General features: G+C 73.5%; 23 protein-coding genes and 1 pseudogene. 10 read left to right on the forward strand and 14 right to left on the reverse strand.

Going from position 1 to position 25,545, the window contains the following annotated elements; genetic code table 11:
- Position 1: 1 nt before the first annotated feature.
- A complete protein-coding gene (locus E4N63_RS24095) occupies positions 2–607 on the reverse strand; it encodes a bifunctional 2-polyprenyl-6-hydroxyphenol methylase/3-demethylubiquinol 3-O-methyltransferase UbiG (protein WP_230241676.1) in 606 nt (201 codons plus the stop codon).
- 440 nt (positions 608–1,047) lie between these two features.
- Positions 1,048–1,812, reverse strand: a complete 765-nt coding sequence (locus tag E4N63_RS24100; RefSeq protein ID WP_230241677.1) for an SGNH/GDSL hydrolase family protein — start codon at positions 1,810–1,812, stop codon at positions 1,048–1,050.
- A 503-nt stretch (positions 1,813–2,315) separates the two neighbouring features.
- Between E4N63_RS24100 and E4N63_RS24105 the strand changes: the two genes are divergently transcribed.
- The 3 genes from E4N63_RS24105 (at position 2,316) to E4N63_RS24115 (ending at position 5,781) form a co-directional block, all read left to right on the forward strand.
- Entirely contained in the window at positions 2,316–3,152 is an 837-nt protein-coding gene (locus E4N63_RS24105; protein ID WP_230241678.1) for a helix-turn-helix transcriptional regulator, read from the forward strand.
- Positions 3,149–3,403, forward strand: coding sequence for a DUF397 domain-containing protein (locus tag E4N63_RS24110; protein ID WP_230241679.1), 255 nt, complete (start codon positions 3,149–3,151; stop codon positions 3,401–3,403). Before E4N63_RS24105 ends, E4N63_RS24110 begins: the two co-directional genes overlap by 4 nt.
- A gap of 224 nt (positions 3,404–3,627) precedes the next feature.
- Positions 3,628–5,781 carry a restriction endonuclease gene (locus tag E4N63_RS24115; protein WP_230241680.1) on the forward strand — a complete coding sequence of 718 codons (2,154 nt, stop codon included), beginning with the start codon at positions 3,628–3,630 and terminating at the stop codon, positions 5,779–5,781.
- A gap of 140 nt (positions 5,782–5,921) precedes the next feature.
- Here E4N63_RS24115 and E4N63_RS24120 read toward each other — a convergent pair whose 3' ends face one another.
- Positions 5,922–7,277: an NAD(P)-binding domain-containing protein gene (locus E4N63_RS24120; RefSeq protein ID WP_230241681.1), complete on the reverse strand. Its 1,356-nt coding sequence runs from the start codon at positions 7,275–7,277 to the stop codon at positions 5,922–5,924.
- Between the two features lie 158 nt (positions 7,278–7,435).
- On the opposite strand from E4N63_RS24120, the gene E4N63_RS24125 reads away from it, so the two are divergent.
- Together E4N63_RS24125 and E4N63_RS24130 are read left to right on the forward strand one after the other, a co-directional pair.
- Entirely contained in the window at positions 7,436–7,801 is a 366-nt protein-coding gene (locus E4N63_RS24125) for a helix-turn-helix transcriptional regulator (protein ID WP_230241682.1), read from the forward strand.
- Between the two features lie 180 nt (positions 7,802–7,981).
- Positions 7,982–8,626, forward strand: a complete 645-nt coding sequence (locus E4N63_RS24130; RefSeq protein ID WP_125624043.1) for a low molecular weight phosphatase family protein — start codon at positions 7,982–7,984, stop codon at positions 8,624–8,626.
- Positions 8,627–8,710: 84 nt separating this feature from the next.
- On the opposite strand, the gene E4N63_RS24135 is transcribed toward E4N63_RS24130, so the two are convergent.
- The 3 genes from E4N63_RS24135 to E4N63_RS24145 all read right to left on the reverse strand — a co-directional run bounded on the left by E4N63_RS24135 (position 8,711) and on the right by E4N63_RS24145 (position 10,688).
- Complete coding sequence (locus tag E4N63_RS24135) at positions 8,711–9,238, reverse strand: DinB family protein (protein ID WP_125624042.1); 528 nt, start codon at positions 9,236–9,238, stop codon at positions 8,711–8,713.
- A gap of 117 nt (positions 9,239–9,355) precedes the next feature.
- Positions 9,356–10,408 carry a PHB depolymerase family esterase gene (locus E4N63_RS24140; protein WP_230241683.1) on the reverse strand — a complete coding sequence of 351 codons (1,053 nt, stop codon included), beginning with the start codon at positions 10,406–10,408 and terminating at the stop codon, positions 9,356–9,358.
- A 13-nt stretch (positions 10,409–10,421) separates the two neighbouring features.
- Positions 10,422–10,688: a hypothetical protein gene (locus tag E4N63_RS24145; protein WP_230241684.1), complete on the reverse strand. Its 267-nt coding sequence runs from the start codon at positions 10,686–10,688 to the stop codon at positions 10,422–10,424.
- A gap of 134 nt (positions 10,689–10,822) precedes the next feature.
- Between E4N63_RS24145 and E4N63_RS30790 the strand changes: the two genes are divergently transcribed.
- Entirely contained in the window at positions 10,823–11,761 is a 939-nt protein-coding gene (locus E4N63_RS30790; protein ID WP_268271549.1) for a helix-turn-helix domain-containing protein, read from the forward strand.
- Between the two features lie 109 nt (positions 11,762–11,870).
- Here E4N63_RS30790 and E4N63_RS24155 read toward each other — a convergent pair whose 3' ends face one another.
- Positions 11,871–12,821, reverse strand: a complete 951-nt coding sequence (locus tag E4N63_RS24155; RefSeq protein ID WP_230241685.1) for an alpha/beta hydrolase — start codon at positions 12,819–12,821, stop codon at positions 11,871–11,873.
- 640 nt (positions 12,822–13,461) lie between these two features.
- On the opposite strand from E4N63_RS24155, the gene E4N63_RS24160 reads away from it, so the two are divergent.
- Entirely contained in the window at positions 13,462–14,133 is a 672-nt protein-coding gene (locus E4N63_RS24160; RefSeq protein ID WP_230241686.1) for a polysaccharide deacetylase family protein, read from the forward strand.
- Positions 14,134–14,200: 67 nt separating this feature from the next.
- Complete coding sequence (locus E4N63_RS24165; RefSeq protein ID WP_230241687.1) at positions 14,201–15,550, forward strand: SGNH/GDSL hydrolase family protein; 1,350 nt, start codon at positions 14,201–14,203, stop codon at positions 15,548–15,550.
- A gap of 233 nt (positions 15,551–15,783) precedes the next feature.
- Here E4N63_RS24165 and E4N63_RS24170 read toward each other — a convergent pair whose 3' ends face one another.
- From E4N63_RS24170 to glnA, 3 genes are all read right to left on the reverse strand, one after another.
- Entirely contained in the window at positions 15,784–16,608 is an 825-nt protein-coding gene (locus E4N63_RS24170) for a hypothetical protein (RefSeq protein ID WP_230241688.1), read from the reverse strand.
- Positions 16,609–16,625: 17 nt separating this feature from the next.
- Entirely contained in the window at positions 16,626–17,201 is a 576-nt protein-coding gene (locus E4N63_RS24175) for a sigma-70 family RNA polymerase sigma factor (RefSeq protein ID WP_230241689.1), read from the reverse strand.
- A 687-nt stretch (positions 17,202–17,888) separates the two neighbouring features.
- Complete coding sequence (gene glnA, locus E4N63_RS24180; protein ID WP_019709389.1) at positions 17,889–19,298, reverse strand: type I glutamate--ammonia ligase; 1,410 nt, start codon at positions 19,296–19,298, stop codon at positions 17,889–17,891.
- A 274-nt stretch (positions 19,299–19,572) separates the two neighbouring features.
- On the opposite strand from glnA, the gene E4N63_RS24185 reads away from it, so the two are divergent.
- The gene (locus E4N63_RS24185) at positions 19,573–20,040 is read left to right on the forward strand and encodes an RDD family protein (RefSeq protein WP_125624036.1); all 468 of its coding nucleotides are present in this window, start codon (positions 19,573–19,575) and stop codon (positions 20,038–20,040) included.
- Positions 20,041–20,246: 206 nt separating this feature from the next.
- On the opposite strand, the gene E4N63_RS24190 is transcribed toward E4N63_RS24185, so the two are convergent.
- From E4N63_RS24190 to lipB, 4 genes are all read right to left on the reverse strand, one after another.
- A complete protein-coding gene (locus tag E4N63_RS24190; protein WP_125624035.1) occupies positions 20,247–20,936 on the reverse strand; it encodes a DUF4191 domain-containing protein in 690 nt (229 codons plus the stop codon).
- Positions 20,937–20,946: 10 nt separating this feature from the next.
- Positions 20,947–21,156 carry a hypothetical protein gene (locus E4N63_RS24195; RefSeq protein ID WP_043462160.1) on the reverse strand — a complete coding sequence of 70 codons (210 nt, stop codon included), beginning with the start codon at positions 21,154–21,156 and terminating at the stop codon, positions 20,947–20,949.
- Between the two features lie 359 nt (positions 21,157–21,515).
- Positions 21,516–22,490: a lipoyl synthase gene (lipA, locus tag E4N63_RS24200; protein ID WP_230241690.1), complete on the reverse strand. Its 975-nt coding sequence runs from the start codon at positions 22,488–22,490 to the stop codon at positions 21,516–21,518.
- A gap of 224 nt (positions 22,491–22,714) precedes the next feature.
- A complete protein-coding gene (gene lipB, locus E4N63_RS24205; RefSeq protein WP_125624033.1) occupies positions 22,715–23,500 on the reverse strand; it encodes a lipoyl(octanoyl) transferase LipB in 786 nt (261 codons plus the stop codon).
- Between the two features lie 397 nt (positions 23,501–23,897).
- On the opposite strand from lipB, the pseudogene E4N63_RS24210 reads away from it, so the two are divergent.
- A pseudogene (locus tag E4N63_RS24210) lies at positions 23,898–25,545 on the forward strand (regulator).

Raw genomic sequence — 25,545 nt, forward strand, 5'->3', positions numbered from 1 at the left:
CTCAGACCCGCTCGGCGCGGACCAGGGCGTCGATGGCGGTGCGCGGCCCCTCGTCCGTCTCCACCGGCCTGCCGACCGGCTCGGCGCGCAGGATGCGGGCGTGGGGCCGCCACACATCGGCCACCCGATCGGCGGTGTAGAGGACGTCGGGGGACTGCGGGCCGCCGTAACCGTGTTCGAGGTTGTCGGAGTCGTGGCCGACCAGCAGCAGGGTCCCGCCGGGCCGTACGGCGGTGGCGGCCAGCCGCAGCGCCTCGGCCATCAGGGGCCACGGCAGCTGCAGATAGACGACGAGCGCGAGGTCGTACGCCGCCGGTTCGACCGCCCCCGCCGGCTCGGTCAGATCGGCCCGCACGGTCCGGATCGTCACCCCGCGCTCCCCGGCCAGCCGCTCCGCCTTGGCGAGGGCGACGGGGGAGAAGTCCACGGCGTCCACGTCCCAGCCCTGCTCCGCCAGCCAGACGGCGTTGCGGCCCTCACCGGCGGCGAGATCCACGGCCCGCCCGGCGGGCAGCCCGGCCAGTTCCTCCGCGACGAACCGGTTGGGCCCGGCCGACCACACCAGCTCCGTGCCGCGATACCGCTCGTCCCACGCCTCGGCGTCCACACCGGCTCCTCACTGCTCGCTGCTCGCACGCACGTCCTGCGACTACGGGCTTCATGATTCCAGGGCGGGCGCCCGGCCGCCGCGCAGCCGGTGCCAAGTCCCCCGGCTCAGCACCGTCGTCGCCGGAGGAGGCGCAGTCCCGATCGCGGCCATGTGGCGGAACCTGGGGGGAGGACTCGGTGCGGGACCTGACGGCGGAGGCGATCGAGGTCTTCATCGGCATCGCGCAGGGTCCGCTGCCGCAACGGTGCTGAGCGGTGAGCCGCTCGCGCATCTGCCGCCGGTGGGTGTCATCGACCGGGTCGAGGGCGGGCAGGTGCGGCGAAGCGCCTCCGACGGTGGCAGGAGCAAGGACCTCAACGATCCTCGTTCTTGCCGGTCGGAGGCGCTTCTCGGGTGCCGGGCCATCCGCCGGGCAGCCCGCTTCACGAAGGGGCGGGCTAGCTCCGCGCTGCGGCGGTCTGCCGCTCGACCGCCGGGGCGGAGGTGGCGTCGGCGCCGATACTGCCCGGCACGGACAGGAGTGCCTCGTACCAAGCGGTGGCCATCTTGCTGTAACCGGTGGCGTTGGGGTGCACCCCGTCGGCCAGGTCGGCCGTCGTCAGCTTGCTGTACATCTCGACCAGGTGGACCCGCTTGCCGGCGTCGGCCCTGCTCTGCACGATCCCGGGGATCGCCGCGTTGAACGTCCGCACGGTCGCGTCACCCCAGGCCAGCGGCACGATCGTCGCCACGAAGAGGTGCGCGTCCGGCGCCTGGGCGGTGATGCGGTCGATCAGCGTGGCGAGCCGTGCGGGGGCGCCGCCCGGGTCGCCGCCGTACATGTCGTTGGTGCCGATGTGCAGCAGGATCGTGTCGGGGGTGTAGGTCTTCAGCCAGCTCTCGATGTTGCTGTCGATCTGGGCGATGGTCCAGCCGGAGTGGCCCTCGTGGTCGCGGTCGCCGAGGTTGCCCGGTCCGTTGGCCTGCGAGCCGACGAAGTCGATCTCGTGGCCGCCCGCGACCAGTTTCTGCCAGAGGTCGACGCGATATCCGCCGGGAACGTTGAAGCCGTCGGTGATCGAGTCGCCGAGCGGCATGACGCGGACGGGCGCGGCGTCGGAGTCGGCGTGGGCGGCGGAGGCGGCTGAGGCGGTGGAGGCCATACCGAGGAGCAGCGCCACGAGGGCGACCAGGCCGGAGAGCAGGTGCCGTGTTCTGGTCATGGGGGGTGTTCCCTTCGTTCCTTCAGGTCCTTCACGGCACTTCGCGGCACGCGGAGTTGAGCTCCGCCGCGGGGGCTGCCGGCGGAGCGGTGGACCGGCGCGGGCGGGGCCGCTCGGCGACTTGGGGGTGGAGGTATGGGAGCGCTCCCAATGTACGGGTGGGCCGAAAGGCGCGGCAATACGGCCGGAAGGGCGCGTGACGGTGGCTTCGTACGGCGGCCGACGCCGCGGGAACACACGTACGGTGACCAACCCCCGGGTGTCTGGTGCTCTGTGGTATACGCCTCTGACCAGCGGCTTTCATCGCTCGCCAGATCGCCGACCGGTACGCTCCGCGCGCGTACCCGCACGGACAGTGGACGGCGCCCGTAACTGCTCGTGACCATGCGTGAGTTGGCAAGTGCGGCGAGGCGGGAGTGTGGAGGTGGCGTCGGATGCCGAACGACGCGATCGGTACGGGCGGCGACGCGAGCGTGGCCGGCGAGGCGGTGCAAAGAGACCAGTTGCACCAGGCGAGTCAGGGGAGAAGCTGCGAGCCCGGAGTGCCGGACAGCCTCAAGGCGTTCGGGGCGGTGGTCAAGTCGTTCCGCAACCGGGCAGGGCTGACCCAGGAGGAGCTCGCGCCCCTGGTGCAGTACTCGACGCCCACGGTGGCGTCCATCGAGCAGGGGCGGCGCTTCCCGCCCCGGGAGTTCGTCGAGCGGGCGGAGGAGGTCCTGGACGCCTTCGGGACCCTGCGGGGCGCGGCCCGTTATCTGTCACGGCAGAAAGGGCTGGCGAACTGGTTCAAGCAGTGGGCGCAGTTCGAGGCGGAGGCGATCACGCTGTCCACGTACGAATGCCGCCTGATCCCGGGGCTGTTGCAGACGGAGGCGTACGCGCGGACGCTGTTCGCCAACCAGTTGCCGCCGCTGGACGACGACCAGATCGAAGCCCAGTGGGCGGCCCGGGCGGAGCGGCAGCGCCTGCTCCGGGAGCGGCCGAACACGGCGTTCAGCTTCATTCTGGAGGAGCATCTGTTCCTGCGGCGGACGGGTGGGGCGGAGGTCACGCGAGGGCTGCTCGACCATGTGCTGGGGCTCGCGGCGCTGAGGAACGTAGAAGTGCAGGTCATGCCCGTGGCCAGGGAGGCCCATGCAGGGTTGGACGGTCCGGTGCAGTTGCTGGAGACGCCCGAGAACCGATGGTTCGCCTATAGCGAGGGCCAGCGTAGCGGCCTGTTCGTTTCTGACTCGAAAGAGATCAGCGTTCTCCAGATGCGCTATGCCAGGATGCGTTCACAGGCTCTCTCCCTCGAAGACTCCGTGAGCCTGTTGCAGCGGATGCGAGGAGCCGTATGAGCAGCAACGAACTGGCCTGGTTCAAGAGCAGCTACAGCAGCGGCGGGGATGGTGACTGTGTGGAGGTCGCCCTCTCCTGGCGCAAGTCGAGTCACAGCAGCGGCAGCGGAGACGACTGCGTAGAGGTCGCCGCCTGCCCCGGCACCGTCCACGTCCGGGACTCCAAGAACAAGCAGGGTCCTCGGCTCGCCCTGTCCCCCTCCGCCTGGGGCGAGTTCGTGGCGTACACGGCGCAGGACCGGCGAGGTTAGCCGAACTCACCCTCGCGAATCCCGAGCGTCCGGCACCGGAGCACCACCGGCGCCGGACGCTCGCGCCTGTCCGCGTCCCTTACCAGACGTAGCGCCTGTGTACCGAGTCTTCGCTCAACCCGCCCAGAAGTTTTGTTCTACGTTCTACAGTTGACGAGCGCGGGACAGCGGAAGGGCAGCATCCCGGCGTGTGTCGCATGTCCGGGGGAAGGGGCCTGAGCCGTATGAGCCGTCGCAGTCAGGGACTGATCGGTACCTGGTCGGAGATCCAGCGGCAGCAGCAGCGCCAGCGGGAGATGCAGCAGCGGGCGTGGGTCGGGCACCAGCGCGAGCAGGAGCGGCAGCAGCGGGCCGCCGAGCGGGCCGCCGCCCGTGCGCAGCGCGAGCAGCAGGCGGCGTACCGGCAGCGGCGTGAAGCCGACGCCCGGTGCCGTACCGACGAACTCGACGCACGGGTCGAGGAGTTGCGGGGACTGCTGGCGGCGGGGTGTGCGGTGCCGCCGTTCTCGCCCCGGGCGCTGCTGATGCCGGAAGAACTGGAGCCGTTCTCCCCGGGGCAGCTGTCGCACCCCGTCCCGATGCCCGACCCCGCCGCCTTCGCGCCGCAGACGCGCGGCGGCTGGGGTTTCGGTTCCGGGCGGCAGGCGCAGGAGGAGGCCCGGGCACGCTACGAGCACGCCTGGCACCAGGCGCAGGCCGCGGAGGCCCAGCGGGTACGGCAGTTGGAGGCGTACCGGCAGGAATACCAGCGGTGGGCGGACGCCCGGCTGGCGGAGATCCGTGCCCACAACGCGGGCGTGGCCGGGCTGGAGGAAACCCTGCGCCGGGGCGACGACGAGCGGGCGGTGGTGGAGTACTTCTCCGCCGCGCTGTACGCGGCCGGGGGCTGGCCCGACGGTTTCCCCCGCCGGCTCACCGCCTCGTACGACGCCGCCGCCCGCCAGTACGTCCTGAACTGGGAGCTGCCCGGCCCGGAGATCGTCCCCGCGATCTCCGCCGTCCGCTACATGCCGGGCGCGGACCGGGAGAAGGAGACCCAGCGGCCGGCCGCCGAGCGCCGCGAGTTGTACCGGGACGTGCTGGCGCAGTGCGTGCTGCTGACGCTGCACCATCTGTTCGCGGCGGACGGGTTCGGGATGCTCGACTCCGTGGCGCTGAACGGCTTCGTGGACGGCACCGACCCGGCCACGGGTCAGCGCGAGGAGGTCTTCCTCGTCACGGTCATGGTCACGCGGGCCGAGTTCCAGAGGCTGCGGCTGGACCAGGTGTCCGCGCCCGACTGCCTGACGGAAGGGCTGCGCGGGCAGCTCTCGCCCCGGCCGGAGAAGCGTGTCCCGGTACGGCCCGGGCGGCTGCCGGAGGCGGGCGGACGGACCTCCGTCTCGCAGGGCGCGGACGAGGACGGGGAGGAACCGGATCTGTACGCCATGGACCCGGTCGAGTTCGAGGAGCTGATCGCCGAGCTGTTCCGCGCCATGGGGATGCAGGCGGTCACCACGCAGAGGTCCGGCGACGGCGGTGTGGACGTGGACGCGCTGGACCCCGACCCGATACGCGGGGGCAAGATAGTCGTCCAGGTGAAGCGCTACCGCAACACGGTCCCGCCGAGCGCGGTCCGTGACCTCTACGGCACGGTTCAGGCGGCGGGTGCCAACAAGGGCATCCTGGTCACCACCTCCCGCTTCGGGCCGGGCTCACACGCCTTCGCGGGCGGCAAGCCGCTGACCCTGCTCGGCGGCGGGGAACTGCTCGACCTGCTCGGCCGGAACGGGCTGCGGGGCCGGCTGGGGGAGCCGGCGCGGAATTCCGGCCGGGGTTCCGGTCCCGCGAGTGCCCCCGCACCGGATGTCTCCGGGCCGGAGGCCCCGGACGACGCCCTCGACGCGGACCTCGACGGCACGAGTGTGCTCGGCATGAGCTGGACCGGCGGAGCCGCCCTGGACATCTGCGCACTGGTCTGCCAGGGCAACCGCGTCCTGGACGAGGACCAGTTCGTCTTCTTCAACAATCCGGCCAACCCCGACGGCACCGTCCGGACGATGCCGGGCACCGGTGCCGACCGGGCCGCGGTCTGGGTCCGCTTCGACGAGTTGCCCACGGCGGCGGACCGCCTGGTGCTCGTCGCCGCCACCGACCCCGAGGCCGACCCCGGTGCGGACCTCTCCGGTTTCCGCGACGCCCGCATCCGGCTGTCCGACCCGAGCGGCGCCGAACTCGGCCGCCTGGACGTCTCCGACGGCCGCCCCGGGGAAACCGCCCTGGTGCTCGGCTCCTTCCGGAAGCGCGCCAACGGCGACTGGGACTTCGTCACCGGGGGCAGGGGCTACGAGGGCGGTCTGGTGGAGCTGGTCGAGGAGTACGGCGTCGAGGTGGCTTAGAACGGTCCGCCCGGGGAGGCATCCCGCCGGGCATTGAACTCGACTTGTTTCCGACGGTCGTCCGCCGTCGTCCTGCGCGGGCGCGAGGCCGCGACCGGACCCCTGTGCCGGTCGCGGCCCCGCCGGCCGGGGCGGTGCGGTCAGCAGCCGCCGCCCGCCGTGGCACCCGCCGTGGCATCGGCCGGTGCCGGGGCGCAGCAGCCGCCGCCGCTGTCGCCCTGTGCGGTGGCGGCCGGGTCGTCGAACAGGCCGGCGCCTCCGCACACGCCCGTCTCGGGGAGCGTGAGTTCGACCCGGTCGGCGGACTCGGTGTCGCCCGCGAGCGCGGCGGTGACGGAGCGGACCTGCTCATAGCCGGTCATCGCCAGGAAGGTGGGGGCGCGGCCGTAGGACTTCATGCCGACCAGGTGGACGCCCTGCTCGGGGTGGGACAGCTCCCGGTGGCCGTGCGGGTAGACGGTGCCGCAGGAGTGCTGGTTGGGGTCGATCAGCGGGGCCAGGGCGACCGGGGCCTGGAGGCGTTCGTCCAGGCCGAGGCGGAGCTCGGACAGGAAGGAGAGGTCGGGGCGGAAGCCGGTGAGGACGATGACCTCGTCGACCGGGTCGAGGCGCCGGCCGTCCTCGCCGGTGAGCACCAGCCGTCCGTCGGCGTCCCGTTCGACGGCCGCGGTGCGGAAGCCGGTGACCGCGTCGGCGTGGCCGTTGTCGACGGCGGCCTTGGCCGCGAGCCCCAGGGCGCCGCGGGCGGGGAGTTCGTCGGCCTCGCCGCCGCCGAACGTGGAGCCGCCGATGCCGCGCCGCAGCACCCACACCGTGTGCGTGCCGGGCTCGTCCCGGGCGACCTCGGCGAGGGTGGCGAGCGCGGTGAAGGCGGAGGCGCCGGAGCCGATGACGGCGGTGCGCTTGCCGGCGTAACGGGCTCGCACGACCGGGTCGTTGAGGTCGGGCACGCGGTAGGTGACGCGGTCGGCGGCGGCCTTCTCGCCGAGGGCGGGCAGGCCGGCGGCCCCGGCCGGGCCGGGTGTGGTCCAGGTGCCGGAGGCGTCGATGACGGCGCGTGCGGTGATGCGCTCCTCGTGGCCGCCGTCGGTGGTGAGGTGCAGGACGAAGGGCTGGGCCTCGCGGTCGGCGTCGACGATGCGGTCGCGGCCGGCGCGGGAGACGCCGGTGACGCGCGCTCCGTAGCGGACGCGGTCGCCCAGGGCGTCGGCCAGCGGCTGGAGGTAGAGCTCGGCCCAGTCGCCGCCGGTGGGGTAGGCCGTGGCGTCCGGTGCGGTCCAGCCGGTGGGAGCGAGCAGCTTCTCGGCGGCCGGGTCGATGACCTCGCCCCAGGTGGAGAACAGGCGCACATGGCTCCACTCCCGCACGGCGGAGGCGGCGGCCGGCCCGGCCTCCAGGACCAGGGGTTCGATGCCGCGCCCGACGAGGTGGGCCGCCGCGGCCAGGCCCACGGGGCCGGCTCCGATGACGGCGACGGGAAGCTGCTGCTCGCTCATGGCGATGGGTCTCCTTGCGTGGGTGGGGCGCGTCGGTGAACCGTGCGGCGGGCCGGTCCGGACGGGCGGGGTCGCCACGGCTCTTTGATTCGACGCCTGTCGATGTCTGGTGCATCCGGAGCTTGCCACGCCGCATCGATGAGTGTCAACATAGACACATGTCGAAGTTCGAGAGGGCCGAGCTGCCCGCCCTGGATGCCGGGGACGTGGTGCCGTGCTGCCCGCCGATCACCGCCGGGGAGTTGTCTCAGGCCGACGCGGAGAAGACGGCCGCGATGTTCAAGGCGCTGTCCGACCCGGTGCGGCTGCGGCTGTTCTCCAGGATCGCCTCGCACGCGGGCGGCGAGGCGTGTGTCTGCGACATCTCCGACGTCGGCGTCTCCCAGCCGACCGTCTCCCACCACCTGAGGAAGCTGCGCGAAGCCGGCCTGCTCACCTCGGAACGGCGCGGGACCTGGGTCTACTACCGGGTCGCCCCCTCCGTGGTCGCCGCGATGGCCGCCATGCTCGCCCCGCGTACCTGACGGCCCCGTCCGTGCTGTCGGACGTGCCCGGGGAGTGTCTGTCCGGGGGTCCGCCCGGGAGGCGGCCGGACGGGGCAGTCAGGTCAGTATCGACTGACGTCACCGCAGGCTGATATTGTCACGCCACCCGGTGCTGGTGCCGGCCCCGGTTGACCCATCGGCCCGTGGAAAGGGTCCCTCATGCCCGCTTCTCCGCCTTCCCTCCTGCCCGATGAGCGTCTGGCCGCCGGCGTCGCCCGGCTGGCCACCCTGCACGCCGACCGCTTCGCGGTCGAGACCGTGCAGGGCCTGCTCGTCGACTCCTACCGCCGTCTCGCCGCCACGGCGCGTGTCCGAACCCACCTGGTGGTGCTGGCCGAGCGCTTCACCGCCGAACGCCTCGACGCCCTGGTTCACGTCCGGGGCGCGCCGGGTGCCGGGCTGCCGCGGGTGCTGTTCGTGTGCAGTCACAACGCGGGGCGCTCTCAGCTCGCGGCCGCGCTGCTGGGACACCGGGCCGCCGGCCGGGTCACCGTCTCCTCGGCCGGCACGCACCCGGCCGACGCCATCGAGCCGCACATCGTGCGGGTTCTGGAGGAGGCGGGCGTCGATCCGGCGGGCGCCTTTCCCAAGCCGCTGACCGACGAGGTCGTCCGGGCCGCCGACATCGTGATCACCATGGGCTGCGGGGACGCCTGCCCGGTGGTGCCCGGCCGCCGCTACCTCGACTGGCCCGTGGCCGACCCCGGCGGCGCCCCGCTCGACCTCGTCCGCCGGATCCGCGACGACATCGACGCCCGCATCACCGAACTGCTGTCAACGCTGCCCGCCCGACGGGCAGGATGACACCGGGCGGCGGAAGGGCTCCGCGGACGGACAGCGGACCGGGCCGATCCTCCGGTCCACCGGCTGCCGGGGCGTGATGACGGGTCAGATGCCCGTGACCCCGTCGACGCGTTCGCGGATCAGGTCGGCGTGGCCGTTGTGGCGGGCGTACTCCTCGATCATGTGGACGTAGATCCAGCGCAGGTTCACCGGGCCCTCCACGCCCGGATTGGGCGGAAGCAGACCGGTGTCCTCCAGGCCGCGGGCCGCGCAGATCTTCCGGCTGGTGTCGATCTCCGCGCGCCAGCGGGCGAGGACCTCGTCGCGGCCGAGCCCGTCGCCCAGGTCGAAACCGCCGTCCGTCTCGCTGAGATCGGCGGCGCCGCCGAAGACGGGCGGGACGTCCTCGCCGAGGAGGATGCGCCGGAACCAGTTCCGCTCCACCTCGGCCAGATGCCGCACCAGGCCGAGCAGCGTCATTTTCGACGGAGGGACGGCCGCCTCGCGCAACTGTTCGTCCGTCAGATCGCGGCACTTGACGGCGAGCGTCTCGCGCTGGAACTCCAGCCAGGCCTCCAGCCCGGTGCGTTCGTCGGCGGTCAGCGGCGGTATGGGACGGTCGAAGGTCGTCATACCGAGCATCCTGCCAACGCGCACCGGGCCGGAGAAGGCCCCTCCGGGAGGCGCGAGGGAGGCGAGGGGCCGGTTTCTGTGCCCCGGCGGTCACGCCGGGGGCGGGGCGGCCGCCGCCTAGCGGGCGGCGGCTCCGGCGCCGTCCAGGCCGAAGAAGGTGATCGCCCGCGCGGCCTGTCCGCCCTGCGGCAGGTTGTGGCCGGTGTTCGCGATGCTGATCGCCTCGACGGGGGTCCGGTCGCCCGTGCCGCCGTAGCGGGTGCGGGTCCAGCCGGACTGCGGCTGGTCGGTCGACGACGGGCTCTCGCTCACGCCGTGGACGTTGGTCCACTGCTTGATCTGCTCCCCGAAGTTCGGGTAGCGCAGGGTGTTGTCCTGGGTGCCGTGCCAGATCTGCACCCGCGGCCGGGGGCCGTTGTAGCCGGGGTACGCGCCGCGCACCAGGTCGCCCCACTGCTGCCCGCTCCGGTTGATCTGCCCGTTGGCGCAGGCGCTGTTCCAGCTGGAGCCGTCGGTGGTGGCGAAGCAGCTGTGCGGTACGCCCATGAAGGACGCACCGGCCTTTAAGACGTCCGGGTAGTTGCCGAGCAGGACGTTGGTCATCATCGCGCCGGAGGAGGCGCCGACGACGAAGACGCGGTCCGGGTCGGTGTTGTTGCGCTGCTGCACGTAGTCGATCATGGACTTGATGCCCACCGGGTCGCTTCCGCCGTCACGGCGCAGCGCCTGCTGCGAGGAGACGTCGAAGCACTGGCCGCTGCGGGTCGCCGACGGGTAGACGATGACGAAGCCGTACCGGTCGGCCAGGGACTTGAACTCCGTGCCGTTGTGGAACGCCGGTCCGGAGCCGGTGCAGTAGTGCACGGCGACCAGCAGCGCCGGCTGCGGCGCGACGTTGTCCGGCACGTACAGGTGCATCCGCAGACCGCTCGGGTTGTTGCCGAAGTTGTTCACCTCGACGAGCTGCGCGGTGGGGGCGGCGGGCGCGGCGCCGGCCGCCGTCGCGGCAGGGGCGGCGGCGAGGCACAGGGCCGCCAGCAGCGGCAGGACGCCGCCGAGCAGGGCGGCGACGAGCGTGCGCGGGGATCTTCCGGGCAGCGGTCCTCCGCGTAACGCTCCTCCGCGGGATCCGCGGGACGGGATCGCGGGCGACGTGGGGGTGTCGGGCATGCCGTTCTCCTTTCTAGACTGCGGCTGTGAAGGGCTTGTTGCTGCGCTTGTCGGCACTGGACGCGGACGCGGCCACCGCGGTGCGGGTGATCGCCCACTTCGAGGCGCTGATGAGCGCCGGTTCCGACGCCGTGTCGCTGGTGCGGTCCACCGCCGGCCTCGCGCAGTGCGCGGCCGGACTGGAGCGGACCGGCGGGCGCAGGGTGCGGTTCGGGCCCGGGGGAGCCGCGCTCCCGGGCGAGCCCGAACGGGTGTCCGGCAGCGCCTTCTTCGGCGACACGGACTCCGGACCCGGCGGGCGGGTCTGGCTCGAGCGCCCGGGTGCGCCGGGCCCGTTCGACGAGCTGGTGCTCGAATGGATGGCCATCGCCGCCCGGATGCTGGACGGACGGCGCCGCGCCGCCGAACCACCACATGCGGCAGACCCCGCGCTGGTCGAACTGGTGCTCTCCGAACGCGAGGCCGTCGAGGACCGGGCCCGGGCCCTGCGGCTGCTGGGCCTGGTGCCCGAACTGCCGCTGCGGGTGGTCGCGGTGGCGCTGGCGGGGACCGGGGCGGCGGGCACACCCCTTCGCCCGGCTCACCGGGGGCGGCCGGTTCCGCCGGCGGGACAGGAGGCGCGGCCGCGCTCGCGCCCGCGGCGGATCGCGGGAACGGCGCCGGCGGGGCGGAGGCCGCGTCCCCCGGCAGCGGACACGGAGCCGGCCCCGCCCCCGACATCGGAGTGGAGACGGTCACCCTGCTCGGGCGGAGCGGTCTGCCCGGCTCCGTACGGATCGCGCGAGTGGGTCCGCTGGGGGCGGTGCTCGTCCAGCGGCCCGACGGCGACCCCGCCTCACCGGCCGAGGAACTGCGGGCGGCGGCCGGTGCGCGCCCCGCCGGCCCGGGCGCGCCGGGACAGCCCGCGGGGCGGGCGGAACGGAGCGTACGGGCCGGTGTCGGCGGCCTCACCGAGGCCCTGGACGCCGGCGTCTCCTGGCAGCAGGCGCGGGTGGCGCTGCGGTTCGCGGTGGCGGGCACGCCCGGGGAGGCCGTGACGGACCACGACGACCTCGGCCCCGTCGCGCTGCTGGCCGAGATCCCGGCGGAGCGGCTGCGCGCCCGGCCGGAGGTACGGGCCCTGGCGGAGCTGGCGGCGGGGAGGGCGGCGGGACGGGGATCGCGGCGCTGGCGGCGTTCTGCCGTACCGGCTCGCTGCGGCAGGCCGCGGCGGAGCTCCATCTGCACCACAGCTCGGTGGCGGCGCGGCTGGCGCACGTCGAGGAGACGCTGGGCTGGCGGCTGAGAGACCCGCAGGACCGTTTCCGCGCCCATCTGGCGCTGTACGCCTGGCGGTTGTCCGGCACGGAGTGAGCGGGGGCCGCCGCATCGGCGCCCCTCGTCCCCCGGGTGTCCGGGGGCCCCGGCCGGATGCGGCCCGGCCGGACGCCCACCGTCCGGCGGCGGCCCGTCGTCCGGGCGCTCATCGGCCGAGGGCCCGGGCGAGCACGGCGGTGATCTCTGCGGTGATCCGCCGGACGACGGCGGCGTGCTCCACCGCGCCCGCTCCGTGGAAGGTCCCCGGGAGGACGTGCAGCTCGGTGGGGACCCCGGCGGCCAGCAGCGCGCGGGCGTAGTCGATGCCCTCGTCCCGCAGCGGGTCGAACTGCATCACCGTGATGTGCGCGGGCGGCAGCCCTTTCAGCAGGCTGGTCCCGGCCCGCGCCGGCGCCGCGTACGGGGAGACGTCCTGGGAGCCGGGCGTGCCGGGGCCCAGATAGGCCTCCCAGCTCAGCCGGGCGTTGTGCCGGTTCCAGACGGGGGTGTCGGTGTGGAGCCGGGCGCTGGCGGTCCGCAGCCGGTCGTCGAGCGCGGGGGCGACCAGGCACTGGAAGCGGATCGCCGGACCGCCGCGGTCGTCGGCCAGCAGGGTGAGCGCGGCGGCCAGGCAGGCTCCGGCGCTGTCGCCCCACAGCGCCGTCCGGTCGGGCAGGATGCCCAGTTCCGCGGTGTTCTCGGCGAGCCACGAGAGACCCGCGTAGCAGTCCTCCAGCGCGGCCGGGTACGGGTGTTCGGGCGCCAGCCGGTAGTCCGGCGAGACGACCAGCGCGCCGAGTTCGCGGCAGAACCGCAGGTTGCCCTCGTGGTCGGCGTCGGGCGTGCCGACGACGAAGCCGCCGCCGTGGATCGCGTAGACCACGGGCAGCGGGCCCCGCGCGTCCCGGGGCCGGTAGAGCCGCAGCGGCACGTCCGGGGCGCCCTCGGGACCGGGAACGGAGATGTCCTCGACCTCGACTCCGGTGGTGTCGGCCGCGGCGACGACGGCGGACAGCTGGTCCGCCTGCGCGGCCCGGGCCGCGGCCACATCGCTGATGTCGACCTCCGGCATCATCGCGACCGCCGCGGCCAGCTCCGGGTCGAAGGCATAACGCATCCGTGGTCCCTCCGTTCCGCGCGGGTGTGGGGGGTGGGTCGCACGGAACCTCCTGAACGGTGTCACGGAGGGTCCGGCGCGGTCATCAGACAGGCGTCGGGAGAACCGCCTCCGCCGTCCGACACCCGCGCGCGACGCCCGACGGCCCTGAAAATTTTTCGCCAGCCTACGACCTGCGCCTTCCGGTAGAAGGCCCATCCCGGCCGGACGCTCTCTGCTCGCACCCCCTTGACGTGGGGGAAAGCCCGTTCCTAAGGTCTGCCCCGCCCGACAGGAACTTCCGGAAAATTTCGGCCGGAACGGCTGGCGGGGATGCAGCGGGAGCAGGGGCCGACGGCGGTGCGCCCCCTGGCCCCGCCGCCCGTTCCGCGGGCGGCACGGACCGGGCCGGGCACCAAGCACGCACCCACGGAGCGTCAGAAAGGGGCCAGGGATGGCCAGATCCGCGACCCGGAACGGAGCCGGCGAACCCGGCCGGAACGAGCCCCGGGAGCACGGCGCCCCCCGGCCCGGGCCCGGCGGCACCCGGCAGGGGAGGGACACGGCCCCGCCGGCACCGGCCGGCAGGACGGGACGTCCGGGCTCACGGCGCCGGCCGGCCGGTTCCCCACTGCTCGCCACCGGTCTCTGCCTGGCCGCCGTGGCGGTCACCGCGGCCACCGCGCCGGCCGCGCAGGCCCACCGGCCCGGCCCCGCTCAGGGCGGCAAGGCCACCCCCGCGATCGTGGACTCCACCCGGCACGGCGGCAACACCGTCGCCCTCACGTTCGACGACGGACCCAACCCGGCCGACACCCCGCGCCTGCTCCAGGTGTTGCGCGAGCAGCACGTCAAGGCCGTGTTCTGCCTCTGGGGCGACCACGTCGAGGCCCACCCCGAGCTCGTACGGAAGATCGTCGCGGGCGGCCACACGCTCTGCAACCACAGCATGCACCACGACGACATGGGGGCCTGGTCCGAGAAGGAGATCCGGGCCGACCTGCGGCGCACCTCCGCCGCCATCCGCAAGGCCGCCCCGGGAGCCCGCATCCCGTACTTCCGTGCGCCGTACGGCAGTTGGGGCAAGAGCCCGGAGGTCGCGGCCGGGCTGGGAATGCAGCCGCTGGGCTGGCGGCTGGTGGTCGGCGACTGGGACCCGCCGGGGACCGACGAACTGGTCAGCCGTCTGGAGGAAGGCCTCTCCCCCGGAGCCGTCGTTCTTCTCCACGACGGCGGCGGCGACCGCAGCCAGACCGTGGAGGCCGTCGAACGGATCATCCCGAAGCTCCGCTCCGAGGGCTGGCGCTTCGACCGGCCCGCCCGCCGCGGCTGACCCGCCGCCCGCCGGTCGGTCCGCGGGCCGCTCCGTCCTCCTCGCACCGGATCCCCAGGAGAGAAGCATGAACGACGACAGCACCCGGACACCCGGGCCCCGGGGCGGCCGCCGCCCCGGACCCTGGAGCCGGGTACGGGCCGGTGCCGTTGCCCTGCTCACCGGCACCCTGCTGATGGGCTCGGCGCCCGCCGCCCCGGCCGCCCCCGGACCGGACGGCGGCGGCCCGGCCCGCACCGCGTCCTCCTGGACCGGCACCTGGGGCGCCGCCCCCACGACCGTCCCGGCCTCCGACGGCACCGTCTTCGAGGACCAGACCCTCCGCCAAGTCGTGCGGGTGAGCACCGCCGGCCAGACCCTGCGCGTCCGCTTCTCCAACGAGTTCGGCACCGAGCGGCTGCTCATCGGCGAGGCACACATCGCCCGGCGGGCCGGCGGCGGACCGGGTTCCTCCATCGCCCCGGCCACCGACCGGAAACTCACCTTCGGCGGCAAGCGCTCCGTCACCGTCCCGCCGGGCGCCCCGATGCTCAGCGACCCGGTGAAACTGCGGGTGCCGGCCGGCACCGACCTCGTCGTCAGCATCCACCTCCCGCGCCGCACCCCGGGCGCCACGGTGGCCGCCTTCGCCCACCAGACGAACTACGTCGCCGACGGCAACGTCACCGGCCGCACCCACATCGGCCCCGCCGCGACCAACGACCGCTGGTACTTCCTCACCGGCGTCAGCGTGGCCGCCCACCGGCCCGCAGCCGCCGTGGCCCTCGGCGACTCCATCACCGCGGGCACCGGCCTCGACGCCAACAACCGCTGGTCCGACGTCCTCGCCCGGCGCCTCCAGCAGAAGCCCGCGCTGCGCGGCGTCGGCGTCGTCAACAAGGGCATCAGCGGCAACCGCCTCCTCCACGACCCCAACCCGCCGGAGGGCCACCAGGCCGAGGCGTACGCGGCCTACTTCGGCGAGAGCGGCCTGGCCCGCTTCGACCGCGACGTCCTCGCCCAGCCCGGCGCGCGCTACGCCCTGGTGCTGCTCGGCGTCAACGATCTCGGGCACCCCGGGACCGTCGCCCCCGAGTCCGAACGGGTCTCGGCGGAGGACCTGATCAACGGTCACCGCCAGCTCATCGCCCGCGCCCACGAGCGGGGACTGAAGATCTACGGCGGCACCGTCACCCCGTTCAAGAACGACACCCTCGGCTTCTACAGCGAGGAGAACGAGGCCGCGCGGCAGCGGCTCAACCACTGGATCCGCACCAGCGGCGAGTACGACGCCGTCATCGACTTCGACCGGGCCGTCCGCGACCCGCAGGACCCGGAGCGCCTGTTCCCGGCCTACGACAGCGGCGACCACCTCCACCCGAACGACGCGGGACTGACCGCCATGGGACGCGCCGTCCCGCTGAGGCTCTTCCACTGACGGGCCGCCCCGCCGACGGGCCGGCGCGCAGCCGCGCCGGCACCCGTCCGCGGGGGACGCCCGCATCGAGGTCCTCACGCGCCGGCGCACGCGGGTGCCGACGAACCCGCGTGCCGAAGCGCTGAGGTACGGGCCGAGACCCCCACCGTCTCCGGGGTCTCAGGGGCCGCCACCCCGCCCCGGGTGGTGGCCCCGTGGCCTTTCCCCGGCTTCTCCGGGCGGGCACGGGCCGTCTACGAGGCGCCGCAGTGCTCCAGCCGGAGGGCGAGGTCGCGGTCCGGCCAGGGCAGGGAATCCTCGTACAGGTCCGCCCCGGCGACGAGGCGCTGGACCGCGGCGGTCAGGGACCGGGAGAGCCGGGCCTGCCCGGAAACCCCGGGCGTACCCGGTGTGGCGGGGCCGGGGGCGCCGCCGGGGCCGGCAGTGCCCTGGTCGAGCTTGGCCAGACCCATCCTGGTGCGCAGCAGCATGAGCGCGGCGGGGACCTGCGCGCCCTCGTCCGGCCGCGTGTCCCCGTCGGCGGACCGGGCGTGGTTCTCCAGGACGGACGCCTGCCGCGCCCAGTGCCGGGCGTCACGGAGCTCGCCCCGCTGGAGGTGGAGCAGATGCAGGCACAGCGCGGATACGGCCTTGCCGGCGCCCGCGGAGAACTGCCAGAGGAACTCCGCCACTTCCTCGCGGTCGGAGAGATGGAGGAGGCAGGCGAAGACCAGGGCGCCTTCCGGCTCCAACTGGTGGGACGTGGCCAGCCGGCCGATGTGCCGGGCGGCGGGGGTGCTGTGGAGAACATAGGCCGCGAGGTGGCGCAGGTCCCCGGCGGCGCGGCCGTTGCGGGAGGACGCCCACGGGGGCGCCGCCCGCTGTGCGTGGCGCAGGGCGGCGCGTCCGCTGTGGGCGGCCGGAGCCGGGAGCGGGCCGCCGCCACCGGCGCGGCGCTGGAGTTCGGCGACATCGCGTTCGATGCGGCGGCGGGAGGCGGCGATCTCCTCTTCCTCGTAGTCGTGCCGGAGGACTTCGGCGTCGGCCAGGAGCTCGCCGAGCGTACGGGGCGGTCGCATGGGAATTCCTGTCTCCTTCATCGGTGCTCCTGGCCCGCGTGCGGGAGCCCGAGGTCCCGTTCGAGCTTCCGGCGGGCGGCCCCCAGATGGGAGCGGACCGTCGCCTCGGTGATGCCCATGATGTGGGCGGTCCGGTCGGAGGGATAGCCCAGGACGTGACGGAGGACGATGACGTCGAACAGCCGGTCGGGCAGCCGGGAGATCGCCGGGTACAGGCCGATCCTGCTCTCCATGGCGGCGAACTGCTCGCGCACCGACTCCAGTGCCACCCGGGCGACGCTGCTGAAGACCGCCGTCTCCGCCATGGCCGGCTCGCGGTCCCGCAGTTCGTCGGCGATGCACTGCTTGAGGTGGGACCAGGCGCAGGTGGCCGGGTTGGGCTCCTCCATCAGCTGGTCCCAGTGGGTGGCCAGGTCCATGAACACCTGGTGCACCAGCCGGGTGGCCGCACCGGGGTCGCCCAGCTGGAGCTCGGCGTAGCGCTGGTAGGGCCGGTAGTACTGGCGGTGCAGTGCCCAGAAGGCGCGCGGCAGTTGCACGGAGCGGGCTCGCAGAGCGCGGCCGGACGGCGACGGGGGCGTGTCCTCACTCACGCGCGCTCTCCCTTCTCCGGAACCGGGAAGGGCGGGCGGCCCCGGCGGGGCGGGGCCGGACGGCAGGGAGCGGGGTCCGGTGATCGAGCAGCGAGGCGGTTCCGACGCGTACGCCGGCGGCGAGGGCCCGGCGTACGAGACGTGCGGCGTCAGGGGTGAACACGCGCATGGCGGTTGCCAGCACCAGTCCATGCAGGAGCACTTCGTTCACGGCTTGCTTCTCTTTCGCAGAGGCGGCCGGCACTGCGGTCCTGGGTCCGTGGTCCGTGGTCCGTTCCGGATCCGTGCCGGAGAGGTGTTCGCTCTCAGTGACCAGCTAATCGAGCCGGGGGGCCGAACGTTGACACCGGCCTCGAAAAAATCCCCGACCCGAAATGACCGACCGGTAGTTCCGCAACCGCAACCGGAATTCCCCGGCGAGTGCGATCCCGCTCGGCCCCACCGGCTCCACCAGCCCATCTCAGAGCCTGGCCCGGTCTCACCCGCCGTATCCGGCAGGGCCCCGCCGGTGTCCCGGGCCGCCCGGCCCCGCGTGTGCTGTGAGGCACTTCACTCCCGGTTCAGGTTTTGTCCATCACCACGGCAGTGCCCGCGGGTACCGCGTCACCGGTCCCACACGAAGACCGCCGCCCGCGCGGGGTGCGCGGACGGCGGTCCGGAGCCGGAAGCCTGCGAAGGCCGGTCGCTCTAGATGTCGAAGTACATCTCGAACTCGTGCGGGTGCGGACGGAGGGCCATGGGGGCGATCTCCTGGGTCCGCTTGTAGTCGATCCAGGTCTCGATCAGGTCGCCCGTGAAGACACCGCCCGCCTGCAGGTACTCGTTGTCCGCCTCCAGGGCGTCGAGGACCGCGGGGAGGGAGGTCGGGACCTGGGCCACGTTGGCGTGCTCGTCGGGCGCGAGCTCGTAGAGGTCCTTGTCGATCGGCTCGGCCGGCTCGATCTTGTTCTTGACGCCGTCGAGGCCCGCCAGGAGGAGGGCGGAGAAGGCGAGGTACGGGTTCGAGGAGGGGTCCGGGGCGCGGAACTCGACGCGCTTGGCCTTCGGGTTGGAGCCCGTGATCGGGATGCGCATCGCGGCGGAGCGGTTGCGCTGCGAGTAGACCAGGTTGACCGGGGCCTCGAAGCCCGGGACCAGGCGGTGGTACGAGTTCACCGTCGGGTTGGTGAAGGCCAGCAGCGACGGGGCGTGCTTGAGGATGCCGCCGATGTAGTAGCGGGCGGTGTCCGAGAGGCCCGCGTAGCCCTGCTCGTCGTAGAAGAGCGGGTCGCCACCGGCCCACAGGGACTGGTGGACGTGCATGCCGGAGCCGTTGTCACCGAAGATCGGCTTGGGCATGAAGGTCGCGGTCTTGCCGTTCCGCCAGGCGACGTTCTTCACGATGTACTTGAAGAGCATCAGGTCGTCGGCCGCGGCGAGCAGCGTGTTGAACTTGTAGTTGATCTCGGCCTGGCCGGCGGTGCCGACCTCGTGGTGCTGGCGCTCGACCTGCAGGCCGGCCTTGTCCAGCTCCAGGGAGATCTCGGCGCGCAGGTCGGCGAAGTGGTCGACCGGCGGGGCCGGGAAGTAGCCGCCCTTGTACCGGACCTTGTAGCCGCGGTTGTCCTCCAGGGCGCCGGTGTTCCAGGCGCCGGCCTCGGAGTCGATGTGGTAGAAGGACTCGTTCGCGGCGGTGCTGAAGCGCACGCTGTCGAAGACGTAGAACTCGGCCTCGGGGCCGAAGTACGCCGTGTCGGCGATGCCGGTGGAGGCGAGGTACGCCTCGGCCTTCTTGGCGATGTTCCGCGGGTCACGGCTGTACTGCTCGCCCGTGATCGGGTCGTGGATGAAGAAGTTGATGTTGACCGTCTTGTCCCGGCGGAACGGGTCGACACGAGCCGTGGTGAGGTCGGCGCGGAGCGCCATGTCGGACTCGTGGATCGCCTGGAAGCCGCGGATCGACGAGCCGTCGAACGCGAGCTCCTCGGCCGGGTCGAAAGCGGCGGCCGGGATCGTGAAGTGCTGCATCACGCCGGGCAGATCGCAGAATCGGACGTCGATGAATTTGACGTCCTCGTCCGCGATGAACTTCTTCGCATCGTCGGCGTTCTGGAACATGCAACTCCTCCTAGCCCGCCGTCCGGGGGGTGGCGGGATTGCCTGGAACGCGGCCAGTGCGGTGGCACGCTGGCATCGACCTTAGGTTTGGGGGATTTCCCGAGCGTGACCCATTTGTTTCGCCGAGGTTAACCGGCCGGTGGTCCCTTCTGCCTGTTGAAACACGGAGCCGCGCTCGTCGCCGGGGTGGTCGTCCGGGTCGCCGGCCCCGGTCCGCGCGGCGGGGAACGTATGCGGTCCCGGGCCCGCCCGGGCGCCGCAGTACCGTGGACGGGTGGACAACAGGCACGCAATCGGATCGTGGATCTCCGGCCCCCGCGCGGCGGCCGAGGACATGGGTGTGGACTTCGGCTACCGCGGCGAGCGCCTCGGCCTGCCCAGGGAGGGGCCGGGCTCGGTCGCGGGCGTGGGGCGCCGCACCGGCGCCCTCTTCATCGACTGGGCGCTCTGCGTCCTGATCGCCTACGGGCTGCTCTCCGGCGGCGAGCTCAGGGCCGCCAACAACTGGGCGCTCGTCCTCTTCGCGCTGCTCGGCGTCACCACCGTCACCACGGTCGGGAGCACGCCCGGCAAGCGGCTGATGGGTCTGCGGGTCATCGCCGAGAACGGTGACCGGCTGGGCGCCGTACGGGTCGTGGCGCGGACACTGCTGCTCCTGCTGGTCGTCCCCGCGCTGATCTGGGACCGCGACGGCCGCGGCCTCCACGACCGGCTCGCCCGGGCGGTCCAGGTACGCATCTGAGACGCCCCCGCGCCGGCACCCGGCCGGACCGGGGCGGGGCCGGGACCGGGGCCGGGCCGGAAGCGGCACCGCCCGCGCGGCACGCGAAGGGCCCGGATCCTCCAGGGGCTTCCTGGGAGATCCGGGCCCTTCGGCCGTCCGTGCCGGGCCGTATACGGCCGGGCCGACCGCCCGGCGCCGGCGCCCCGCGCCGCCGCGGGGACGGCTCAGCGCATCCGGCCGCCCTTGGGCATCCGCATGCCCTTCGGCATCGGGCCCTTCGGCATCGGCATGTTGCTCATCAGGTCGCCCATCGCGCGCAGCCGGTCGTTGACCGTGGTGACCTGCGGTCCGGTCAGCACCCGGGGAAGCTTCAGCAGGTGGGTGCGGACCTTCTTCAGCGGCACCTGGCCCTCGCCGTCGCCCACCGTGACGTCGTGCACCGGGACGTCCGTGACGATGCGGGCCATCTTCCGTTTCTCCGAGGCCAGCAGGCCCTTGAGCCGGTTCGGGTTGCCCTCGGCCACCAGCACGATGCCCGCCTTGCCGACGGCCCGGTGGACGACGTCCTGCTGGCGGTTCATCGCCACCGCGGGCGTCACCGTCCAGCCGCGCTTGATGTTCTCCAGGACCGCCGCGGCCGCTCCCGGCTGGCCTTCCATCTGCCCGAAGGCCGCCGCCTCGGCGCGCCGTCCGAAGACGATCGCCATGGCGAGGAAGGCCAGCAGGGCGCCCAGGATGCCCAGGTACACCGGGTGGTCGATCAAGAAGCCGATCGCGAGGAGGACACCGAAGGTGACAAGTCCCACAGCCGCGACGACGAGCCCGACCTTGGAGTCGGACCGCTTGGTCATCTTGTAGGTCAGGGCGATCTGCTTGAGCCGCCCGGGGTTCTCGGATGTTTCCTTCCTCGCCATGCCCCCGAGTTTACGTGGCCTGTGGGGCGCGGGTCGCCGCGGCCTCCAGTACGTGCTCGGCCTCGTACCGCGCCTTGGCGCGGCGGCGGTCCTCCAGAACGGCGGTCCAGGCGTTGCGGCGGGCGGTGAGCTGGCCCCGGCGCAGAAGAACGGACTCCACGGCCCGCAGTGCGCCGGTGACGGACGGGATCGCGGTGGCGTGGACGGGAGAGCCCTGCATGGTCTCGTTTCCCCTCGGAGCGTCGTGGACGGGAGGAAGTGGCGCGGGCGGTGCGGCGGCGCCGGGTTCACGCGGGCGGGCGCGGCGGGCGGCGGTCCGGCGGGCGGGGAAGGCGGCCGTGCCGGACCGGCGCGTGTGCGTTCGCGGTGCGTAAATCCAGCGTCATGAATAGGTGTTACCAGCGGGTGACCGATCGGTCAAACGCAGCGAAACAATGTTCCGAAACGGACGAACAGCGGCCCCGGCGCGGGGCCGTGCGGCCCCTCCGGGGGAGCCGCACGGCCTCTTGACTTCGCGATCGGGAATGCTCGTGTGCACGGGTGAACCCCGGCGGGAGGCGAGGGGGCCGACCGTGCCGCTCAGGCCGACTGCCGGTCCGCGGCGGCGGCACCACCGCGCGCCGGGGCCTCGCCGCGCCGCTCCATCGCCTGCGCGTAGAGCCGTCCGGCGCGGTAGGAGGAGCGGACGAGCGGGCCGGACATGACACCGGCGTAGCCGATCTCCTCGGCCTCCTGCTGCAACTCCACGAACTCCTGCGGCTTCACCCAGCGCACCACCGGGTGGTGGCGGGGCGTGGGCCGCAGGTACTGGGTGATCGTGATGAGCTCGCAGCCGGCCTCGTGCAGGTCGCGCAGCGCCTCGGTGATCTCCGCGCGCTCCTCGCCCATGCCCAGGATCAGATTCGACTTGGTGACGAGCCCGTCGGCGCGGGCCTGCCGGAGGACGTCGAGGGAGCGGTCGTAGCGGAAGCCGGGACGGATGCGCTTGAAGATCCGGGGGACCGTCTCGACGTTGTGCGCGAGCACCTCGGGGCGGCTGGAGAAGACCTCGGCGAGCTGTTCGGGGACCGCGTTGAAGTCGGGGATCAGCAGTTCGACGCCGGTGTCCGGCATCAGGCCGTGGATCTGCCGCACGGTCTCGGCGTAGAGCCAGGCGCCGCCGTCCTCGAGGTCGTCGCGGGCCACTCCGGTGATCGTGGCGTACTTCAGCTCCATGGTCCGTACGGATTCGGCCACGCGCCGGGGCTCGTCGCGGTCCAGCGCCTGCGGCTTGCCGGTGTCGATCTGGCAGAAGTCGCAGCGCCGGGTGCACTGGTCGCCGCCGATGAGGAAGGTCGCCTCGCGGTCCTCCCAGCACTCGTAGATGTTGGGGCAGCCGGCCTCCTGGCACACCGTGTGCAGGCCCTCGCGCTTCACCAGGCCCTGGAGTTCGGTGTACTCGGGGCCCATCCTGGCCCGGGTCTTGATCCACTCCGGCTTCCGCTCGATGGGGGTCTGGCTGTTCCGGACCTCCAGACGGAGCATCTTCCGACCGTCGGGTGCGACTGCGGACACGTCCGGCACTCCCCTTTTCTCAGCGTTGCCTTGCGTGGCTATTCGAATCTTCGGCGAACACCAGGGTACGCCCGTATTTTCCACGGCCGCCGCGCCGGGGGCCCTCCCCGTCCGCACCGCCGTGCCCCGCCGCCGCCGGTGCGCCGGGGAAGCGGGCCCGTCCTCCGCCAACCCCGGGCGAGGGGGCGGGCATTCCCCTCTCCCGGGCCGCCCGGCGGGGCACGTCAGACGGCCCGGGGGAGCGGCTCGGCCGTCTCCAGGACCTCGCGCAGCCGCTTCTCCACCACCGGCAGCACCTCGGAGACCGGCACCGTGCGCCCCAGCTCGGTGGAGAGCGAGGTCACGCCCGCGTCGCGGATGCCGCACGGCACGATCCGGTCGAACGAGGTGTTGTCCGGCTCGCAGTTGAGGGCGAAGCCGTGCATGGTGACGCCCTTGGCCACGCGGATGCCGATCGCGGCGAGCTTGCGGTCCTCCCCGCGCTGCCCGGCGTTCGAGGGTGCGTACTCCGGTCCGGCCAGCCGGGGGTCGAACAGCTCGTCGTCGATCCGCGGGTCGAAGTCCAGGGAGAGGCCGCCGAGGGAGGCCGCCGGGGCGTCCGCGGGGTCGCCGAGCACCCAGACACCGCTGCGGCCCTCGATCCGGGAGGTCTCCAGACCGAAGTCGGCGCAGACCCGGATCAGGGCCTCCTCCAGGCGGCGCACGTGGGCCACGACGTCCACCGGGCGGGGCAGCTTCAGGATCGGGTAGCCGACGAGCTGGCCGGGGCCGTGCCAGGTGATCTTGCCGCCGCGGTCGACGTCGACGACCGGGGTGCCGTCCAGCGGGCGCTCGCTGTCCTCGGTCCGGCGGCCCGCCGTGTAGACGGCCTGGTGTTCCAGGAGCAGACAGGTGTCGGGGATCTCGTCCGCGAACCTCGCCGCGTGCACCCGGCGCTGCTCCTGCCAAGCGGCCTGGTACTCGACGGCGTCCGCCCCGAAGCCGAGGTGGACAAAGCGCAGCTCACTCACGGTGGCTCCTCTTCGAACAGCGATACGGCACGGATGGCGCCCTCAGCCACTGTACGACCGGGGCGGGCCCGCGCCGCGCCCGGCCGCCGGAGCCCGGGTCCCGGGAGGCCGGGAGCGGCGCGGGCCGGGCTTCCGGATGCGGTCCGATCCGGCGCCGAGGGACGGACGGGACGGACCGGCCTTAGCTGGCCACTGGGTGGTTCGCACCGGAATACCGGGTCCGCTCACACGATCGGATGAACAAGGCGACGAGACGGCCGAAATCGCCGCGTCTCTCGCTAAATTCGCGCCGGTCCAAGGAGGGCGATCGGGCGAGCGCGGGCTGCCGGCCACAGCACTGGGGCCTGTCGCGCCCCGCTCCCCCCACGGGTCCGGAAGGCAGGAGACCGCACAACCGATGACGGATCGACCCTCCCCCGGGCTGCGTGACGGGACCATCCCCCAGCGCATCCCCAACCGCCGCCTGGCGGCTCTCATCGCCGAGGCCGGCTTCTCCAACGCGGGGCTGGCCCGCCGGGTCGACCAGCTCGGCCTTGAGCACGGCCTCGACCTGCGCTACGACAAGACGTCGGTGACCCGCTGGCTCCGCGGCCAGCAGCCGCGCGGCACGACCCCCGCACTGATCGCGGAGGTCTTCACCCGCCGGCTGGGACGCCGGCTCACCGCGCAGGACCTCGGGCTGGACGCCTGCGCGCCGGTCTACGCCGGCCTGGAGTTCGCGGAGACGCCCGCCGAGGCGGTGGACATCGTCAGCGGGCTGTGGCGGAAGGACTCCGGCAGCCACGCGGAGCTGCGGAAGATCGCCTTCACCCCGGCTGGCCTGGTGGTCCCGAGCCGCGACTGGCTGATCGGCCGGACGGACGAGAGGGTCGCCCGCCCCGGACGGCAGCCCGGACCGGGGGAATCCCAGGGCCCCGGGGAGGGCGAGGGCCCCGCCGCCGTGCCCGGCCCCGTACCGGCCCGTCCGCCGCCCCGGCGCGGTTCCGCCCCGGCACCGTCCCGGGCCCCGCGCCGCCCTCCGCTCCGGCACCGGCACCGCGGCACCCGGCGTCTCCGGCTGCCCCGGGAGCGATGGCCGCACCGGCACCGCGCCCGGCCGGACACCGCCGCCCCGGGGGTGGGAACGGCCCGACCCCGGCCCGGGCACCAAGGTGACCCCCGGCGACATCGCGGCCCTGCGCTCGGTGGGCGAGCTGTTCCGCTCGCTCGACCACGCCTACGGCGGCGGCCACGCCCGGCAGGCCCTGGTCCGCTACCTCGAACACGAGGCCGAGCCGATGCTGCGCGGCTCCTACGGCGAGAGCACCGGCCGGCAGCTCTTCGGCGCCGTGGCCGATCTGACCCGGCTCGCGGGCTGGACCTCGTACGACATCGCGGCGCACGGCCTCGCCCAGCGGTACTTCGTCCAGGCCCTGCGGCTCTCGCAGGCCGCCGACGACCGGGTCTACGGCAGCTATGTCCTGGTCACCATGAGCCGGCAGGCCGTCTACCTGGGCCACGGCCGGGAAGCCGCCCAGCTCGCCCGGGTCGCGCAGCAGGGAGCGGGCTGCGGCGCGCCCCCCGTGGTGCAGTCGCTGCTGCACGCGGCCGAGGCCCGGGCGCACGGGCTGCTGGGCGACATCCGGGCCTGCACGGGGGCGCTGACGCGGGCGGAGCGCGCCCTGGAGTCGGCGCGCCCGGGCGACGAGGTGCCGTACTGGGCGCGCTTCTTCGACGAGGCGCAGCTCGCCGACGAGTTCGGGCACTGCCACCGCGACCTCGGCCAGTACCGGGCCGCCGCGCAGCACGCCGAGCGGTCGCTGCAACTGCGCGACTCCGGCTATGCCCGGAGCCGGCTGTTCTGCCGGGTGGTGCTCGCCTCGGCCCGGCTGGGCCTGGGCGATCTGGACCAGGCGTGCGCGCTGGGGGCGGAGTCCGCGCGGCAGGCGGCCGAGATGCGGTCGGTGCGCGCCACGGAGTACGTCCGCGAGTTCGAGCGCCGGCTGGAGCCCTTCAAGGACGCCGCGGCGGTGCGCGGCTACCGGGAGCGCGTCGCCGCGCTCTGA

The organism is Streptomyces sp. MNU89 (assembly GCF_020982505.1).
Taxonomy (GTDB): domain Bacteria; phylum Actinomycetota; class Actinomycetes; order Streptomycetales; family Streptomycetaceae; genus Streptomyces; species Streptomyces xinghaiensis.

Excerpts from the sequence above, each read along its gene's own strand:
- glnA (WP_019709389.1), bottom strand. The coding sequence starts at position 19,298 with ATGTTCCAGAACGCCGACGATGCGAAGAAGTTCATCGCGGACGAGGAC.
- E4N63_RS24140 (WP_230241683.1), bottom strand. The coding sequence starts at position 10,408 with ATGCCCGACACCCCCACGTCGCCCGCGATCCCGTCCCGCGGATCCCGC.
- E4N63_RS24125 (WP_230241682.1), top strand. The coding sequence starts at position 7,436 with ATGTCGAAGTTCGAGAGGGCCGAGCTGCCCGCCCTGGATGCCGGGGAC.
- E4N63_RS24120 (WP_230241681.1), bottom strand. The coding sequence starts at position 7,277 with ATGAGCGAGCAGCAGCTTCCCGTCGCCGTCATCGGAGCCGGCCCCGTG.
- E4N63_RS24130 (WP_125624043.1), top strand. The coding sequence starts at position 7,982 with ATGCCCGCTTCTCCGCCTTCCCTCCTGCCCGATGAGCGTCTGGCCGCC.
- E4N63_RS24155 (WP_230241685.1), bottom strand. The coding sequence starts at position 12,821 with ATGCGTTATGCCTTCGACCCGGAGCTGGCCGCGGCGGTCGCGATGATG.
- E4N63_RS30790 (WP_268271549.1), top strand. The coding sequence starts at position 10,823 with ATGCGGCAGACCCCGCGCTGGTCGAACTGGTGCTCTCCGAACGCGAGG.
- E4N63_RS24100 (WP_230241677.1), bottom strand. The coding sequence starts at position 1,812 with ATGACCAGAACACGGCACCTGCTCTCCGGCCTGGTCGCCCTCGTGGCG.
- E4N63_RS24135 (WP_125624042.1), bottom strand. The coding sequence starts at position 9,238 with ATGACGACCTTCGACCGTCCCATACCGCCGCTGACCGCCGACGAACGC.
- E4N63_RS24115 (WP_230241680.1), top strand. The coding sequence starts at position 3,628 with ATGAGCCGTCGCAGTCAGGGACTGATCGGTACCTGGTCGGAGATCCAG.
- E4N63_RS24195 (WP_043462160.1), bottom strand. The coding sequence starts at position 21,156 with ATGCAGGGCTCTCCCGTCCACGCCACCGCGATCCCGTCCGTCACCGGC.
- E4N63_RS24110 (WP_230241679.1), top strand. The coding sequence starts at position 3,149 with ATGAGCAGCAACGAACTGGCCTGGTTCAAGAGCAGCTACAGCAGCGGC.
- E4N63_RS24190 (WP_125624035.1), bottom strand. The coding sequence starts at position 20,936 with ATGGCGAGGAAGGAAACATCCGAGAACCCCGGGCGGCTCAAGCAGATC.
- E4N63_RS24170 (WP_230241688.1), bottom strand. The coding sequence starts at position 16,608 with ATGCGACCGCCCCGTACGCTCGGCGAGCTCCTGGCCGACGCCGAAGTC.
- E4N63_RS24165 (WP_230241687.1), top strand. The coding sequence starts at position 14,201 with ATGAACGACGACAGCACCCGGACACCCGGGCCCCGGGGCGGCCGCCGC.